Genomic DNA, 15370 nt, shown 5'->3' with positions numbered 1-15370 from the left:
GGAGCCTCAAGATGACGCGAATGACGGCCAAAGATTTTCCCCCTGAACTCCTCGAATACTTTGATTTCTACGTGCATGGCAAGATGACCAAACGGGAATTTCTCGATCTCTCGGCGAAATTTGTAGTCGGCGGATTATCGGCGGCGGCCCTCACCACGCTGATGACACCGAATTATGCCTATGCCGAGCAGGTCGAATTTACCGATCCGGACATTGTGGCGGAATATATTCAGTATCCTTCGCCGCAGGGGCACGGCAGCGTGCGCGGGTATCTGGTGCGTCCGGCAAAAGCCACCGGCAAGGTGCCGGGCGTGGTGGTGGTGCATGAAAATCGCGGGCTGAATCCCTACATCGAAGACGTGGCGCGCCGCGTGGCGAAAGCCGGATACATCGCGCTGGCACCGGATGGCCTCAGCTCGGTGGGCGGTTATCCCGGTAACGATGAAAAGGGACGCGAGCTGCAAAAAGGCGTTGATCCGACCAAGCTGATGAATGATTTCTTCGCCGCCATCGAATTTCTGATGCACCACGACACGGCCACCGGCAAAGTCGGCATCACCGGTTTCTGTTACGGCGGCGGGGTGGCGAATGCCTCGGCGGTGGCCTATCCCGAACTGGCGGCGGCGGTGCCTTTTTACGGGCGTCAGCCAAAAGCAGAAGACGTGGCACGCATCAAAGCGCCGTTGCTGCTGCATTACGCCGAGCTGGATAAGCCGATCACCGAAGGCTGGCCCGCGTATGAAGCCGCGCTCAAAGCCAATAACAAGGTTTATGAAGGGTATGTCTATCCGGGCGTAAATCACGGGTTCCATAATGATTCGACGCCGCGTTATGACAAAGCGGCAGCCGATCTGGCGTGGGAAAGAACCCTGGCCTGGTTTAAAAAGTATCTCGATCCGCAGACGGAAACCGCCTGACGGCACGTGCGTAAAACAAAAGGGCGGGATCGCAAAATCCCGCCCTTTTTTTACGTGTCAGACGCCGGTCAGGATTTCAGAACGCCGTCGAAATCCGATGCATCATGACGTTCTTCCAGCTGCTCATCGCCCCAGGTGCGGTTGACAATGCGCCCGCGTTTCACCGCCGGACGGCTGGCAACCTCTTCGGCCCAGCGCTGGAAGTGCTTGTAGGACTGAATGTCGAGGAACTCAGCAGACTCATACAGCCCGCCCTGCGCCAGACTGCCGTACCAGGTGAAAATGGCGATATCGGCAATGGTGTACTCTTCACCGGCAATAAAACGGTGCTCCGCCAATTGGCGGTCTAACACGTCGAGCTGGCGTTTGGCTTCCATCGTAAAGCGGTTAATGGCGTATTCGATTTTGACCGGTGCGTAATGGTAGAAGTGGCCGAAACCGCCGCCCAGATAGGGCGCGGAGCCTTGCAGCCAGAACAACCAGTTCAGGGTTTCGGTGCGTCCGGCGAGGTCTTTTGGCAGGAATTTGCCGAACTTCTCTGCCAGATACAGCAGGATGTTGCCGGATTCAAACACGCGGATCGGCGGGGTGGTGGAGTTATCCAGCAGCGCCGGGATTTTCGAGTTCGGGTTGACGTCTACAAAGCCGCTGGAGAACTGATCGCCTTCGTTGATGCGGATGATAAACGCATCGTATTCTGCGCCGCTGATGCCCAGCGCCAGTAACTCTTCCAGCAGAATGGTCACTTTCTGGCCGTTCGGCGTGCCGAGGGAATAGAGCTGCAACGGATGCCTGCCAACCGGCAATGTTTTTTCATGAGTCGGGCCCGCTATCGGGCGGTTGATGTTCGAGAATTTACTGACTTCGTCTTTATTCCAGGTCCAGACTTTCGGTGGCTGATACTGTTCTGACATTGAAATCTCCGCATCTTTTTTTAGGTTAGGACAGAGAAGTCTAGCAGGAGATGAAAAAGCGCGACGCTGAGAATGTGCCCTGCCGGATGCAGGGCACGCACAGGGCTTAATCCTGCATTAATGCGCTGCGCCCGCCGTCCATGACGATGGTGGTACCGGCGATAAACCCGGCAGCCTGACTGGCTAAATACAGGCACAATTCGCCCACTTCTTCAGACGTACCGATGCGCCCGACCGGGTGTTTCCTGATGGTTTCCTCGCGCGAGGCTTCACCGTCTTCATGGGCGTCAAACCACAGCTGATTGCCCGCCGTATCAATAAAACCGGGGGCGATCCCTACCGTGCGGATCGCCGGGCCCCATTCGATGGTCAGGCTTTGCACCAGCGAAAGCAGGGCGCGTTTGGTGATGTTGTAGGGCGCGCAGCCGGGCATAGTGGAAAACGCGTGATTCGAGGTCATGATCAGGATCACGCCTTTGGATTTTTCCAGCAATGCGCGGCAGCATTTGGCGATATACCAGTGCGAACGCAGGTTGAGATCCAGATTGTGATGCCAGTCTTCCGGTTCGCAGTCGATGCCTTTGAAAACGTTTTTACCGGCATTCGACACCAGCACATCCAGCCGGCCAAAGCGTGTTTCTACCTCTCTGATGAAATTCGCGATGGCGTCCGTTTTGGTGATATCGACGGAATAATAAAAGAATTGCTCCGGGAACTGCGCCTGCAATTTCATGGCGTGCGGGGCGTTATCCGCAGAAGAAAATGCGCAGCCAATCACGATGTCACCGTGATCCAGGAAGGTGCGTGCGATGGCGTGACCGATGCCCTGACTGGCACCGGTGACGATCACAACGCGCGGGAATGTAAGCGTGGTAGTCATAAGAACTCCGCAACATTAAAGGGAAAAAGTGCTGATGAAGGTGTCGATCGACTGATGGTCTTCTGCCGTCAGTGTCCAGCCCGGATGGCGGCAGTAGTCGGTGGCGATGATCCCGCGTTTGTGCAAAATGGTTTTCTCCACCTGAATGATGTATTCACAGTGCGTCATCCAGCGGCGGATCCACGGTAAAAGCCGGGCGTGCAGTGCCCGCGCCTGATCGTGTTCGCCTGCCTGCCACAAACGGTAAATCTGCACGTAAATCTCGCTGAACGAACAGCCCGGCATCACGCCTTTGCCACCGGCGCTGAGCATCTCCGGCATGTATAAACCGGCGTAACCGTTGAGCACGCTGGCCTGCGGCGCGCGTTGCAGAAACTCACGGGTGTAATCCACCGGCGGATTGCATTCGATTTTAAACACCGCGTGCGGGTAGCGCCTGGCCACCTCGCTGAGCTTCTCCGGCGTAATCGACAAACCGGTTTCCCCCGGCGCGTACTGCACCATGACCGGAATCTCCACGGCTTCCAACACCGAGAAAATGTGGTGCGAAATCGCGGCGTTATCCGGTTGCAGGAAAAACGGAGGCAGCAGCATCAGGGCATCGGCACCGCGTTTCTGATAATCCCGCGCCCGTTTGACCGCCACTTCGGTGCTGTGATCGGTGACGGACAGGGCGCGGAAAATGCCGCTGCCGCTCAGTGTGGAAATAAACTGGTCGGCGAGACGCAGCCGTTCGCTGTCCTCGAGTTTGGGGAATTCGCTGGCAATACCAAACAGCGTAAGCCCCTGAATGCCGGTGTCGGCAAGGTGGCCGAGCAGGCGGTCAACACTCGCGTAGTCTGGTTCGCCCTGCGCGGTGAAAGGCAGCGCGGCAATCGGATTGACGCCGCAAATCTGTGAAGATGAATACATCATTACACCTCGTCACGGTCGGCTAAGACCGCGCCCTGTGCGGCCGGTAATGCCCATCGGCGGTATAAACGCAGGAAGCCGCGTGGGACCTGTTTTTCGACCGGCACCCAGTGTTGGCGGCGCACGGCCAGTACGTCTGCGCTGACGTTAAGCGTCAGCTCGCGGGTCGGAATATTGATGGTGATGATGTCGCCGTTTTCGACCAGCGCCAGATCGCCGCCGTCGCTGGCCTCCGGCGAAATATGGCCGACAAACAGCCCGCGGTTGGAGCCGGAGAAGCGCCCGTCGGTGATCAGCGCGCAGCTGTCAGACAGCCCCATGCCTTCGAGGCATTTCATCGGCTTGTACATTTCTGGCATTCCCGGCCCGCCTTTCGGCCCTTCGTAACGCAGCACCAGCGCACTGCCCGGCGGGATGTCGCCGGAAAGAATGGCGTCCACCGATTCCTGTTCGCTGTTAAACACCACCGCCGGGCCGCTGAAGATCATCAGGTCTTCCGGCACGGCCGCCGGTTTCACCACGCAGCCGAGCGGCGACAGATTGCCATGCAGCACCGCCACACCGGCTTCATTGCGCACCGGGATCGCCAGCGTATGAATGACTTCCGGGCGCGAAGTTTGAGGCTGCGTTTCCAGCCACTGGCGCTTGGTCTGGCCGCTGACGGTCAGTGCATCCAGATGCATCAGCGCGCTGATTTCTTTCTCGACCGCCGTCACGCCACCGGCTTCCCAGAAGTCGATCATGTCGTGTTCTGACGCCGGATACAGCGCGGCGACCAGCGGCACGTGATGGCTGAGTTTGTCGAAATCCGACAGCGGCAGATGACCGTATTCGGCTTCGTAATGAATGGCCTGTAAATGCAGGATGGCGTTGGTGGATCCGCCGGTCGCCAGCAGGTAAATCATGGCGTTGCGGATAGCGTCCGGCGTGATGATCTGGCGCGCATTCACGCCGCGTTTCACCAGATCTACCGCCGTCTGACCGGTGCGGAAGGCGCATTCCCGACGCAGTGGTGAAATGGCGGGCAGCGTGCTGCTGCCGGGTAAACTCATGCCCATCACTTCGGCGATGCAGCACATGGTATTGGCGGTGCCGTACATGGTGCAGGAGCCGGGGCCGGGCTCGGCGATATCTTCGATGTGACGGAATTCTGCCTCGTCGATTTCACCGCGCTTTTTCCAGCCGATGGCTTCGGTCACGATGTTGCCGTCCCAGTCTTTGCCGTGATAGCGCGCCGGATACATTGGCCCGCCGTTGACCAGAATCGCCGGAATATCCAGACGTGCCGCCGCCATCAGCATGGCGGGCACGATTTTGTCGCACGAGCCGAGCATCACCATGCCGTCGAAACGGTGGGCGCGCATCATCACTTCAATGGAGCTTGCGATCACTTCGCGGGCGGCCAGAATGTAGCGCATGCCCAGATGGCCTTCGGCGATGCCGTCGCACGGCGCAATGGTGCCAAATACCATGCCGACGCCACCGGCTTCGTCAATGCCTTTGAGGACTTCGGCGGTCAGCTCATTGAGGTTCACATGACCGGCGGTGGCGTTGGTGTAGCTGTTCACCACGGCGATCACCGGACGGCGCAGTTGCTCATCGGTATGCCCCATCGACTTGTACAGCGCGCGTTTCAGTGCGCCGTCGTCTCCGCTTAATACCGGGTTAAAGTGGTCACCACAGGTTCCACATCCGTTACTGCATCCGCTCATACACTGCCTCTTTTTAATGATGATTCAACGCCGCTTTCAGCCGCTGGTTCAGGGCTGCGACGGGGATTAACCAGCCGTGCTGGTAACAAAAATATCAATGGCGCACACAGCAGCAGGAAGGCGGCGAGAATATACAGGCCCATGTTGGTGCTGCCGGTGTTGTCTTTCAGCCAGCCGAGAACGGTCGGGCCGAAGAATCCGGCCAGGTTGCCGACCGAGTTGACCAGCGCGATACCGGCCGCCGCCGCGGTGCCGGAAAGCAGCGTGCCGGGCAGGCTGATGTAGGTGGGGATAAGCGCCAGCGTGCCGGACATGGCTAAGCAAATCCACGCCATCATCCATACCGTTGAGCCGCTGCAATAGGCGCTCAGGCTCAGGCCAACGGCGCCGATAATGGCGGGAATGGCGATATGCCAGCGGCGTTCACGGCGTAAATCTGAGTGGCGGCTGTTCCACACCATAAACACGGCGCCGAACACGTAAGGCAGGGCGGCGAGCAGGCCGATGTGAAAATCATCGGTCACGCCGGAGGTTTTGATGATCGACGGCAGCCAGAAATTAATGCCGTAGTAACCGATGTTAAAGCTGAAGAAAATCAGCGCCAGCAGCCAGACGTAGCCATTTTTAAACATCATTTTCAGGCTTTGCGGCGGTTTACCGGCGTTGGCTATCAGGCTGCGCTGACGGTCTGTTTCCAGATCCTCAGCGACAATCTGTTTCTCTTGTGCACTTAACCAGCGGGCGGCGTTGACGTCGTTATCAAGATATTTGAGTACCACAAAAGCCAGCAGGAAAGAGGGGATCGCTTCCACCACAAACAGCCATTGCCAGTTGTGCAGGCCATCGACGCCCTCAAAGGTTTTCAAAATCAAACCGGACAGCGGGCTGCCAATGATGGTGGACAGCGGAGTGACCAGAATGAACAGGCCGAGCGTGCGTGCCGAGCGCCACGACGGAAACCACAGCGTGAGATAAAAGACGATACCGGGGAAGAAACCGGCTTCGGCCACGCCGAGCAGGAAGCGCAGCACATAGAATTGCATCGGCGTAGTCACAAAGATCATCGCCGCTGACAGCACCGCCCAGCTGATCATGATCCGCGCTATCCAGAAGCGCGGGCCGTAGCGTTGCATCATCAGGTTGCTCGGCAGTTCAAACAGGAAATAGCCGATGAAAAAGATACCGGCACCCAGCCCGTACACCGTGTCGCTGAAGTTCAGCGCATCCTGCATATGCAGTTTGGCAAAACCGATATTGACGCGATCCAGATACGCGAAGAAGTAGCACAGAATTAAAAACGGAATCAGGCGACGGGTGATTTTGCTGTACACCGCGTCAGCTCTGTTTTCAGAATGAATAATCGCCATAGGTTCTGATCTCTTCATTTCCCCTCCGCCAGGAAGGGGAAAACGGGGTTAGTAAAGAGAGCTGCCGATATTTCTCAGAGGCAGGCCAGCCATCAGGTTTTTCTCGATATTTTCCAGCGAGATGTTTTTGGTTTCAGGCACGAAAAGCAGGGTGAGGATGATGCACAGGACGTTCAGCACGGCGTAGAGCCAGAAGGTGCCCGCGCTGCCCACCGAGTCGATAAGCGTCAGGAAGGTCGCGCCGATAATGGTGTTGGCGATCCAGTTCGCCATGGTGGAGCAGGTCACGCCGAAATCGCGCCCGGCCAGCGGCTGGATCTCTGAACACAGCACCCAGATCAGCGGCCCGGCGCTCATGGCAAAACCGGTGATGAAAATCAGCAACAGGATGACGGCGGTGTATTGCTGCACCGGGCTGGTGATGCCGATGAAGAACATGTAACCCAGTAACGCCATGCAAATCGCCATCACGCTGAAACCGAGTTTGAGGATCGGCTTGCGTCCCCAGCGGTCTACCAGACCAATCGCAATGAACGTCGCCAGCACGTTGGTTAAACCGGCGATCACCGTGCCCCACATCTGCTGTTGGGTGGAGGCAAAACCGGCAATGGCAAAGATTTTCGGTGCGTAATACATGATGACGGTCATGCCGGTGAACTGCTGCATGAACTGCAATAACACGCCGAGGCAGGTGGAGCGGCGAAAATGACTGCTGGCACGAAACAGCTGCCAGCCACGCTGGCTTACCTTCACGCTTTCGCGGATGGCGTCCAGCTCGGTGTGCGCTTCCCTTTCGCTGGAGCGCAACAGCAGCAGCACTTTCTGCGCCAGCGCATGTTTGTTTTTCATCATCAGCCAGCGCGGGCTTTCCGGCAGGGTGAGAACCCCGGCAAACAGCACCAGCGCCGGAAAGGTGATGATGCCCAGCATCCAGCGCCAGTTGCCGCTTTGGCTGAAGGCCGTGTCGGAGAGAAACGCCACCAGGATCCCGATGGTGATCATCAGCTGATACATGGAAATCATGCTGCCACGGATATGTTCCGGCGCGATTTCAGACAGATACAGCGGTGCGACGAACGAGGCGACGCCGACCGCCGCGCCGAGCAGGAAACGCGAGACGATCAGAGTCTGCAAATCAGGGGCAAAGGCGCAACCGACCGACCCTGCGACAAAAAGTGCTGCGCCAATCAGCAGCGTTTTTTTACGTCCGATACGGGTACACATCGGGCCGCTGCACAGCGCACCCAGCGCCGCGCCGACCATCATGACGCTGACCACCATTTCCTGCTGATGACTGCTCAGCCCGAATTCCTGTGCCAGAAACGGTAACGCGCCCGCGATCACGCCCATATCCAGCCCGAACAGCAGACCGGCCAGTGCGGCTAAAAAACACACCAGCAACGTTTGCCGGTTGGTGCGGGGAACAGAGTGTGGAATTGCATGTGTCGTCATACGAAACCTCGGAGGTCATTTTATGTTTTTACAGGGATGTGTAGGGAAAGCAGAGTGGCCCGTGGTCAGGTGGTTTTACGGCTCAGCAGCGCTTCATGCGCCTGATGCCATGCCGCCTGATAAGCCAGTGCGCGTTCGCGCAGTGCGGTCAGGGAAATGCCCGGCTGATAGAGGCCACCGCCCAGGCCGAAACCGCGGGCGCCAGATTGCAGATACCTGTGCATTTGTGCGGCATCGGCGCTGATCCCGCCGACCGGCAGGCAGACGGTTTTTTCCGGCAATACCACCAGCATCGCTTTGGTGATGGCCGGGGTGATCATCTCCGCCGGAAACAGCTTCAGGGCGCTGGCACCGGCATTCAGCGCGGCAAAGGCTTCGCCCGGCGTGGCGACGCCCGGCAGGCTGACTAAACCGAGCGCACAGGTGGCGCGGATAACCGAAAGATCGGGGTTCGGGGAGATAATCAGCTGACCCCCGGCTTCCGCCACCTGATGCACCTGACGTTCGCTGAGCACGGTACCCGCGCCGACAAAACCGTTATCACCGACGGTTTTCGCCATGATGGCGATCGACTCCAGCGGTTGCGGGCTGTTCAGCGGCACTTCCAGCCAGGTAAATCCGCATTCCAGCAGGGTACGCGCCACGCCTTCAGCTTCGGCGGGCGTCACACCCCGTAAAATGGCAATCAGCGGCAACCGGCATTGCTGCCAGCGGGTGGAAAAATTCAGTGCATTCATGTGCGTTCTCCGTTCAGGCTGCGGCAGATAGCGGCCATGCCTTCAATGAAACAGTCATTGCCGTCAGCCGGTTGCAGGCTGATGCCCATCTGGCTGGCAGCGCGGGTGTAGCGTTCGGTTAACGCCGGGGAACCGACGATCCACGCCTGCGTTTCCGGCAGGGCCAGCAGCTCTGCGCCAATGAGTAAACCGGAGAGGTAGCTGGCAACGTCTGCAGGAGGCAGCGTGCCGTCGAGCCGCAGGGTGCGCGCCGAGAACAGCGCATTGCTGAGAAACGGTGCTGCGGGCGCATGACTGACGCCAAGCGCAAAGGCGCTGGCATCGTCTGACGGCTCAGGCAAATCCCGGCCCAGCAGCGAATGGTTGAGCATCACGGCGTAGATTTCGCCGGTCATAAAGGTGCTGAAATGACGGATCTGGCCGTTCAGCAGGAAGGCATGTTTGCTGTGCGTACCCGGTAAAATCACACAGTGCTGCGCCTGCGGGTGCAGTGCCGCCAGCCCGGTCAGCTGGACTTCCTCTCCGCGCATCACGTCGGGCAGGCCGAACGCGTTTGGGCCGCTGACGCCCGCGATTATCTGGCACGGGCTTCCCCACGGCGTGTTCACCGTGGCGACCTGCGCGGCGAGCTGCTCACCTCCGGCGGGCAGGGCGACGTAAGGCACTTCCAGCCAGCCTTGCTGTGAGCCGACCATTCCCGCCATCAGCAGCGGCAGCCTGGGGTACTCGTCCAGCCACGGCTGAATCAGAGGCTGCAACGCCGCCGCAAACTGCCGGTCGGGTACGTTAAGCAGGCCGCAGGGGGCGTGAGTCGTGGCAACACAGAGGGAATCCTTCATCAGGAACGCCCGAAAATTCGAGGTTCCCCAGTCAATGGCAATCCAGTGTTTGTGCATGGCATTCTCATTCTTGAGTTACAACAATATAAATCTTGTATGACAAGAATGATGGGTGAGAAATAACCTTATTACTGTGAGGGAGATCGGAAGTTAGCGAATCAGGCGGGAAAAGCGTTAAAAGAAGTGCTGATACTTTTCGGGGATCTCACGCCAGATATGTTTGTGCGCGGCGCTGAGTAAGATGTGGCGCATGCACTGGCGCGCCTGATCAACTTGCTTGAGGCGAATGGCTTCGAACAGATCCCGGTGCTGCTGCACGGCATCCTGCGTCAGAGTGAGATCCTCTTCGAGGGTTTGCTTAAAAGAGAGCAGCATCGCCGCAGACAGCGCGCTACCGACGGAAGAGAGGAACGGGTTATGGCAGGCTTTGAGCACCGCCGTATGAAAAGCCAGATCGCCCTGTTCAAACTGGGCGGCAGAACCCTTTTGCTGCCCGGACTGCATGGCGTGCAGCGCATTTTCGATGGCGGCGAGATCGTTTCCGTTGGCATTGAGCGCCGCCATGGCCGCGACGTCCGGTTCGAAAATCAGGCGCGTGAGCATCAGTTGCTCAACCAGTTCGGATTCAATCCCGACGTCTTCCAGCCATGAGAGCACGTCGGCATCCAGAAAACTCCACTGCTCGCGCGGCGTGACGATACTGCGGCGCTTGGCCTGGATCAGTAACATGCCTTTTGCCCCCAGCACCTGAAGCGCGTTGCGAACCGACGTTCGCGACGCCTCGTACTGCTGCGCCAGCTCATTTTCTCCCGCAATCGGCATGCCAACGGCCAGCTCGCCACGAATAATACGCAGCGCTAAATCGCGGGTAATGGATTCTGAAACGGAAGCGGTGAGTTTGTTCATTAAGTTTCCGGTGAGGCAGCGGCAATAAGACGCCGGGAGATTAAGTCACTGTAATGGCGACATGTTACACCGCAATCTCTCATAACCCAACCGGCTGCGGATACAAGCCTTTGCGCTTCCATTTCACATCGACCACCGACTGGCCGCTGTGGATTTTTCCCTGCAACAGCAGATTAAATTTGGCGCTGGTGGCGCGCATTAAGCGGCTTTGCAGAATATACACCGCCTCCGTGCCGAGCTCGCGGCAGGGCAGCAGCATCGAGGTGAAATTCATCGGCGTCGCGGTTTTCATCTCATGGGCGAAATCCATGCTCATCAGTGAAATATCTTCCGGAACCCGGATGCCCATTGCGGTCAGCGCTTCCAGCGTGGCGTGGGCAATCGGCGTACTGCCGCAGACAATCGCCGAGGGCAGCGTTTCCCGTTTGTGTTCGCGCAGGTATTTATCAATGCTTTCCCGCGCCTGTTCCTTGCCGTTACCTTTATTGATCAGCAGATGAGTGGCTTCATCAAAAGCAATGTGATGTTCAAGACAGGCGCGTTTGAAGCCGTCCAGACGCTGCATCATGGTTTCCCGCCGCAGATCGGTGAACAGCAATACCGGCCTGTGCCCCTTCTGGAATAAATAATGTGCCGCGCTGTAGCCGATGGAATAGTGATCGGCGGAAACACAGTCGAGGCGCATTTCGCTGTCTTTCGCGTTGATCATCACCACCGGTTTATTCGATTCCGCCGCCAGCCGGTACAGCATCACATCATCAATGCCGATAATAATAATGCCATCCACATCCGACTGGCTGAGCGCCTGCATGAAACCGGCGATATCCGGATCATTCACCGTCAGCGCGCATTTTCGCACGTGAATGTCGAAACGGCTGACCTCCGCCGTTATTTCCTGAATGGCTTCATAATAATAGAGATCTTCATGGGGAGAGAATGCAGCCGGTGGCGCGCAAATTAACAGAGTATTCATTAACAGGCGGCTGGCGGGAATGTCGCGCAAAATACCCATATTTCTGGCATGGGTAAATACTTTTTCTTTTGCCTGCGGGCTGACATTCGCTTTGCCAGCTAATACCCGGGAAACAGTGCTGGGAGAAAGCCCTGTTAACTCGGCTATTTGCCTGATTTTTAATTTTCCTGTCATTTTGTGATCAACGCCTCATTAGCTTATGGACTTATTACCACGTGTAACTGTTTGTAATTCATCAGCTATTCATCATCATAGCAAATCCGAAATGCCGCGCTGCAATTCCTGTCACAAATACCGATTGTTGGAAAAAAATGCCATTACTATTCTCTCAGCAATAAGTGTTGCAGCAGATTTTAAGTATTTATCCGCGCCAGATGAAATGACGAAACACGTAAAATCAGTCATTAAATCAGCAAGGTGACGGCTGCCCATCAGTCTGAAATCAGGAATAAAATAATGCTGAAAATAGCGATCGTTGGTACCGGTAATATTTCACATAACCATATTCAGGGATATTTGCAGTTTGCTGACCGTTGTCAGATTGTCGCGCTGCTGGATATTTATCCTGAGAAAGCCGAAGAGAAGAAACGGCATTACGGCCTGACAGAGGCCAAAGTCTATGCCAGCCATCAGGATATTCTCGGCGACCCGGACATTGACGTTTTTGACATCTGTACACCGCCGTATGTGCATGCACAAATTTCAATTGATGCGCTGACCGCGGGCAAACATGTGCTTTGTGAAAAGCCGATGGCGGCATCATTACAGGAATGCGATGCGATGATAAGCGCGGCGCAGACGAGCGGCAAAACGTTGTCGATCATTGCCCAGAACCGCTTTACCGATGCGTTCTGGCGGCTGAAAAAAGTCATCGATTCCGGCGAAGCGGGCAAAGTCTGCCATGCGCAGGTGGACTCTTTCTGGTGGCGCGGCCACTCGTATTACGATTTGTGGTGGCGCGGCACCTGGGAAAAAGAGGCGGGTGGCTGCACGCTCAATCACGCTGTTCACCATATCGATGCGATTCAGTGGATGCTGGGTTTCCCGTCGGAAGTGGTCTCGATGATCACCAATGCCGCGCACGACAATGCCGAAGTGGAAGATCTCTCGGCGGCGATTTTCAAATATGACTCCGGTGCGCTGACCCAGCTGACTGCCTCGGTGGTGCATCACGGCGAAGATCAGAAGATGGTGATCCAGGGCGAGCGCGCGCGGATCTCGGCGCCGTGGGACACTTTTGCCAGCATTTCTGCACCTAACGGTTTCCCTGTCGAAGCACGTGATACGGCGCGGGAAAACCGTCTTGATGACATTTATCAGTCCATTCCTGCGTTGACCTACACGCTGCACACCGGTCAGATCGACAATTTCCTCACGGCGCTGGAAACCGAAACCGCACCGCTGGTCGACGGCGTGCAGGGCAAACGCTCGCTGGAGCTGATCGCCGCGATTTATAAATCCGCCATCACCCGCAGCATTGTGACGCTGCCGATTTTGCCGTCGGATCCTTTCTATCAGACCGGCGGGCTGGTGTCGCTGGCACCGCACTTTTATGAGAAATCCGCCTCCGTGGAAAACTTCGCCAATGAAGAGGCGATCCCGCTGGGCAAAAACATGGATAAAGGAGCCTGAAGATGAGCATTCAAGACGGGATGAACTATGCGCCGGTCGGGAAACCGCAGCCGGTGGTGAAGCCGGGCGAGTTTGTGATCGCGGCGGCGGCGCTGGATCACGGGCATATTTACGGCATGTGTAACGGGCTGATTGAAGCCGGTGCCAGCCTGAAATGGGTTTACGATCCGGATCCGGCAAAGGTGCAAAAATTTGTCAGCCAGTATCCGCAGGTGGCGGTGGCGGATTCGCTGGAAACGATCCTCGCCGACAGAGAAGTTCAGCTGGTGGCGGGCGCGGGCGTGCCTTCTGAACGCTGCGCCCTTGGGCTGAAAGTGATGGAGGCCGGTAAAGATTATTTCACCGATAAAGCACCGCTGACCACGCTGGAACAACTGGCCGCGGCGAAAGCCAAAGTGGCTGCCACCGGGCGAAAATATGCGGTTTATTACAGCGAACGGCTGCACGTTGAGAGCGCAGTTTTCGCCGGACAACTGGTGCAGGAAGGGGCGATCGGGCGGGTTATCCAGACGCTGGGTACCGGGCCACACCGCGAAGGCGAAGGCCGCCCGGACTGGTTTTACGAACGGGAAAAATTCGGCGGCATTCTGTGTGATATCGGCAGCCATCAGATCGAACAGTTCCTGTTTTACACCGGCAACCGCAACGCCCGCGTGGTCGCCGCGCAGGCGATGAATTTTAACCATCCGGCATCCCCGCGTTTTGAAGATTTCGGCGACGCGATGCTGGAAGGCGACAATGGCGCACGCGGTTATTTCCGCTGCGACTGGTTCACGCCAGACGGGCTGAGCACCTGGGGCGACGGACGTCTGACGCTGCTGGGTACCGAAGGCTACATCGAGATGCGCAAATATGTCGATATCACGCGCGGCGAGCAGGATGTGGTGTATCTGGTGAATCAGCAGGGCGAGTTCCGCTATCCGGTATCAGGAAAAGTGGGCTTCCCGTTCTTCGGCCAGCTGATTCTCGATTGCCTGAATCGCACCGAAAACGCCATGACCCAGGAGCATGCGTTTAAAGCCGCCGAGTTGTGCGTGCGTGCGCAGATGCTGGCAAATCAGGCGGGACAATCGGTGTAATCCGGAGGCGCGTCATGAAAACCATTAATGCGGCCATCATCGGTTGCGGGGCTATTCACACCTGCCATGCCGGGGCGATCCTGCAAAATCCGGCCAGCCGTTTACAGGCCATTGCCGAATGCGATGTTGAAAAAGGCCAGGCGCTGGCGCAGCAGTATCAGTGTGCGTTTTACGCCGATTATGCCGAAATGCTGCGCGATCCGCACATTGACGTGGTGCATATCTGCCTGCCGCATTATCTGCATCAGGAGGCCATTCTCGCCGCACTGGCGGCGGGAAAACACGTGTTTACCGAGAAACCGGCGGTACTCAATCCCGGCGAAATCAAGGCGGTTAAAAAAGCGCTGACCGATTCGGGAAGGCTGCTCGGGGTGTGTTATCAGAACCGGCTTAACCCGTCGAGCCAGAAAATCCACGCGCTGCTGGCAAGCGGCGCGCTGGGCAAAATGCTGAGCATTAAAGCCGTGCTGACCTGGTCACGCGGCGGAACCTACTACAGCCAGAGCCCGTGGCGCGGGCATTTCGCGACCGAAGGCGGCAGTCTGCTGATCAATCAGGCGATCCACACACTGGATCTGATGCAGTGGTTTGGCGGCGGCGTTCGGGCGATAAAAGGTGTGGTGGACAGCCATTTTCTGGGGGAGGTGACCGAGAACGAAGACACCGCCATGGCCAGCCTGATACTGGCGAATGGTGCACGCGGGCTGTTTTATGCCAGCAACTGTCACAGCACCGATTCCCCGCTGCTGCTGGAAATCCACTGTGAAAACGGGCTGCTGCAACTGCACCATAACGCGCTCTGGCTGATCTCAGGAGAAAATAAAACGCTGCTGGTCAGCGATCACAGCCCGGCAGGGCAGGGGAAAAGTTACTGGGGCGACAGCCATCGTCAGGCCATTAATAATTTCACGCACTCTGTCCGTTCTTTCGAGAACAGAAACCTTGAAGATGACAATTATACCTCTCTGGACGAGGCCGATATTTCCCTCAAGATGGTTGAGGCGATTTATCGTTCCTCACAATTAAGACAATGGATCACGCTTGAATAAA

14 protein-coding genes are annotated in these 15370 nt (G+C 57.1%); 4 read left to right on the top strand and 10 right to left on the bottom strand.

What is annotated here, in order from left to right:
* Positions 1 to 11 precede the first annotated feature (11 nt).
* A complete protein-coding gene (yghX, locus tag ACO0U8_RS12410; protein ID WP_056774285.1) occupies positions 12 to 917 on the top strand; it encodes a YghX family hydrolase in 906 nt (301 codons plus the stop codon).
* Positions 918 to 985: 68 nt separating this feature from the next.
* On the opposite strand, the gene yghU is transcribed toward yghX, so the two are convergent.
* From yghU to ACO0U8_RS12360, 10 genes are all read right to left on the bottom strand, one after another.
* On the bottom strand, positions 986 to 1831 hold the full coding sequence (gene yghU / locus ACO0U8_RS12405; protein ID WP_056774288.1) for a glutathione-dependent disulfide-bond oxidoreductase: 846 nt from the start codon (positions 1829 to 1831) through the stop codon (positions 986 to 988).
* Positions 1832 to 1937: 106 nt separating this feature from the next.
* The gene (locus ACO0U8_RS12400; protein WP_122097501.1) at positions 1938 to 2711 is read right to left on the bottom strand and encodes an SDR family NAD(P)-dependent oxidoreductase; all 774 of its coding nucleotides are present in this window, start codon (positions 2709 to 2711) and stop codon (positions 1938 to 1940) included.
* Between the two features lie 15 nt (positions 2712 to 2726).
* On the bottom strand, positions 2727 to 3623 hold the full coding sequence (locus tag ACO0U8_RS12395; RefSeq protein ID WP_183847835.1) for a dihydrodipicolinate synthase family protein: 897 nt from the start codon (positions 3621 to 3623) through the stop codon (positions 2727 to 2729).
* Between the two features lie 2 nt (positions 3624 to 3625).
* Entirely contained in the window at positions 3626 to 5335 is a 1710-nt protein-coding gene (gene ilvD / locus ACO0U8_RS12390) for a dihydroxy-acid dehydratase (RefSeq protein ID WP_421670886.1), read from the bottom strand.
* Positions 5332 to 6720: an MFS transporter gene (locus ACO0U8_RS12385; protein WP_235533424.1), complete on the bottom strand. Its 1389-nt coding sequence runs from the start codon at positions 6718 to 6720 to the stop codon at positions 5332 to 5334. The genes ilvD and ACO0U8_RS12385 overlap by 4 nt, the downstream gene beginning before the upstream one ends.
* Before the next feature lie 30 nt (positions 6721 to 6750).
* The gene (locus ACO0U8_RS12380; protein WP_217204558.1) at positions 6751 to 8154 is read right to left on the bottom strand and encodes a sugar porter family MFS transporter; all 1404 of its coding nucleotides are present in this window, start codon (positions 8152 to 8154) and stop codon (positions 6751 to 6753) included.
* Between the two features lie 65 nt (positions 8155 to 8219).
* Entirely contained in the window at positions 8220 to 8891 is a 672-nt protein-coding gene (locus ACO0U8_RS12375) for a 2-dehydro-3-deoxy-6-phosphogalactonate aldolase (protein ID WP_421670885.1), read from the bottom strand.
* Entirely contained in the window at positions 8888 to 9787 is a 900-nt protein-coding gene (locus ACO0U8_RS12370; RefSeq protein WP_217204556.1) for a 2-dehydro-3-deoxygalactonokinase, read from the bottom strand. The genes ACO0U8_RS12375 and ACO0U8_RS12370 overlap by 4 nt, the downstream gene beginning before the upstream one ends.
* A 117-nt stretch (positions 9788 to 9904) precedes the next feature.
* Positions 9905 to 10636 carry a FadR/GntR family transcriptional regulator gene (locus tag ACO0U8_RS12365; protein ID WP_421670884.1) on the bottom strand — a complete coding sequence of 244 codons (732 nt, stop codon included), beginning with the start codon at positions 10634 to 10636 and terminating at the stop codon, positions 9905 to 9907.
* 79 nt (positions 10637 to 10715) lie between these two features.
* The gene (locus ACO0U8_RS12360) at positions 10716 to 11783 is read right to left on the bottom strand and encodes a LacI family DNA-binding transcriptional regulator (protein ID WP_122097508.1); all 1068 of its coding nucleotides are present in this window, start codon (positions 11781 to 11783) and stop codon (positions 10716 to 10718) included.
* Between the two features lie 282 nt (positions 11784 to 12065).
* Between ACO0U8_RS12360 and ACO0U8_RS12355 the strand changes: the two genes are divergently transcribed.
* The 3 genes from ACO0U8_RS12355 to ACO0U8_RS12345 are packed head-to-tail and all read left to right on the top strand — an operon-like array spanning position 12066 to position 15369.
* A complete protein-coding gene (locus ACO0U8_RS12355; protein ID WP_421670883.1) occupies positions 12066 to 13241 on the top strand; it encodes a Gfo/Idh/MocA family protein in 1176 nt (391 codons plus the stop codon).
* Positions 13242 to 13243: 2 nt separating this feature from the next.
* On the top strand, positions 13244 to 14320 hold the full coding sequence (locus ACO0U8_RS12350; protein WP_421670882.1) for a Gfo/Idh/MocA family protein: 1077 nt from the start codon (positions 13244 to 13246) through the stop codon (positions 14318 to 14320).
* A 14-nt stretch (positions 14321 to 14334) separates the two neighbouring features.
* Positions 14335 to 15369, top strand: coding sequence for a Gfo/Idh/MocA family protein (locus tag ACO0U8_RS12345; RefSeq protein WP_122097511.1), 1035 nt, complete (start codon positions 14335 to 14337; stop codon positions 15367 to 15369).
* Position 15370 lies beyond the last annotated feature (1 nt).

Source organism: Rahnella sp. EDr1-12 (assembly GCF_049206505.1).
In the GTDB taxonomy this organism is placed as follows: Bacteria; Pseudomonadota; Gammaproteobacteria; order Enterobacterales; family Enterobacteriaceae; genus Rahnella; species Rahnella rivi.
This window is presented reverse-complemented; position numbering and strand designations above follow the sequence as displayed.

What these genes read in the sequence shown, in the direction of transcription:
- yghU (WP_056774288.1), bottom strand. Translation starts at nt 1,831, where the DNA reads ATGTCAGAACAGTATCAGCCACCGAAAGTCTGGACCTGGAATAAAGAC.
- yghX (WP_056774285.1), top strand. Translation starts at nt 12, where the DNA reads ATGACGCGAATGACGGCCAAAGATTTTCCCCCTGAACTCCTCGAATAC.
- ACO0U8_RS12370 (WP_217204556.1), bottom strand. Translation starts at nt 9,787, where the DNA reads ATGCACAAACACTGGATTGCCATTGACTGGGGAACCTCGAATTTTCGG.
- ACO0U8_RS12345 (WP_122097511.1), top strand. Translation starts at nt 14,335, where the DNA reads ATGAAAACCATTAATGCGGCCATCATCGGTTGCGGGGCTATTCACACC.
- ACO0U8_RS12350 (WP_421670882.1), top strand. Translation starts at nt 13,244, where the DNA reads ATGAGCATTCAAGACGGGATGAACTATGCGCCGGTCGGGAAACCGCAG.
- ACO0U8_RS12375 (WP_421670885.1), bottom strand. Translation starts at nt 8,891, where the DNA reads ATGAATGCACTGAATTTTTCCACCCGCTGGCAGCAATGCCGGTTGCCG.
- ACO0U8_RS12355 (WP_421670883.1), top strand. Translation starts at nt 12,066, where the DNA reads ATGCTGAAAATAGCGATCGTTGGTACCGGTAATATTTCACATAACCAT.
- ACO0U8_RS12400 (WP_122097501.1), bottom strand. Translation starts at nt 2,711, where the DNA reads ATGACTACCACGCTTACATTCCCGCGCGTTGTGATCGTCACCGGTGCC.
- ACO0U8_RS12395 (WP_183847835.1), bottom strand. Translation starts at nt 3,623, where the DNA reads ATGTATTCATCTTCACAGATTTGCGGCGTCAATCCGATTGCCGCGCTG.
- ACO0U8_RS12385 (WP_235533424.1), bottom strand. Translation starts at nt 6,720, where the DNA reads ATGAAGAGATCAGAACCTATGGCGATTATTCATTCTGAAAACAGAGCT.
- ACO0U8_RS12380 (WP_217204558.1), bottom strand. Translation starts at nt 8,154, where the DNA reads ATGACGACACATGCAATTCCACACTCTGTTCCCCGCACCAACCGGCAA.
- ACO0U8_RS12360 (WP_122097508.1), bottom strand. Translation starts at nt 11,783, where the DNA reads ATGACAGGAAAATTAAAAATCAGGCAAATAGCCGAGTTAACAGGGCTT.
- ACO0U8_RS12365 (WP_421670884.1), bottom strand. Translation starts at nt 10,636, where the DNA reads ATGAACAAACTCACCGCTTCCGTTTCAGAATCCATTACCCGCGATTTA.
- ilvD (WP_421670886.1), bottom strand. Translation starts at nt 5,335, where the DNA reads ATGAGCGGATGCAGTAACGGATGTGGAACCTGTGGTGACCACTTTAAC.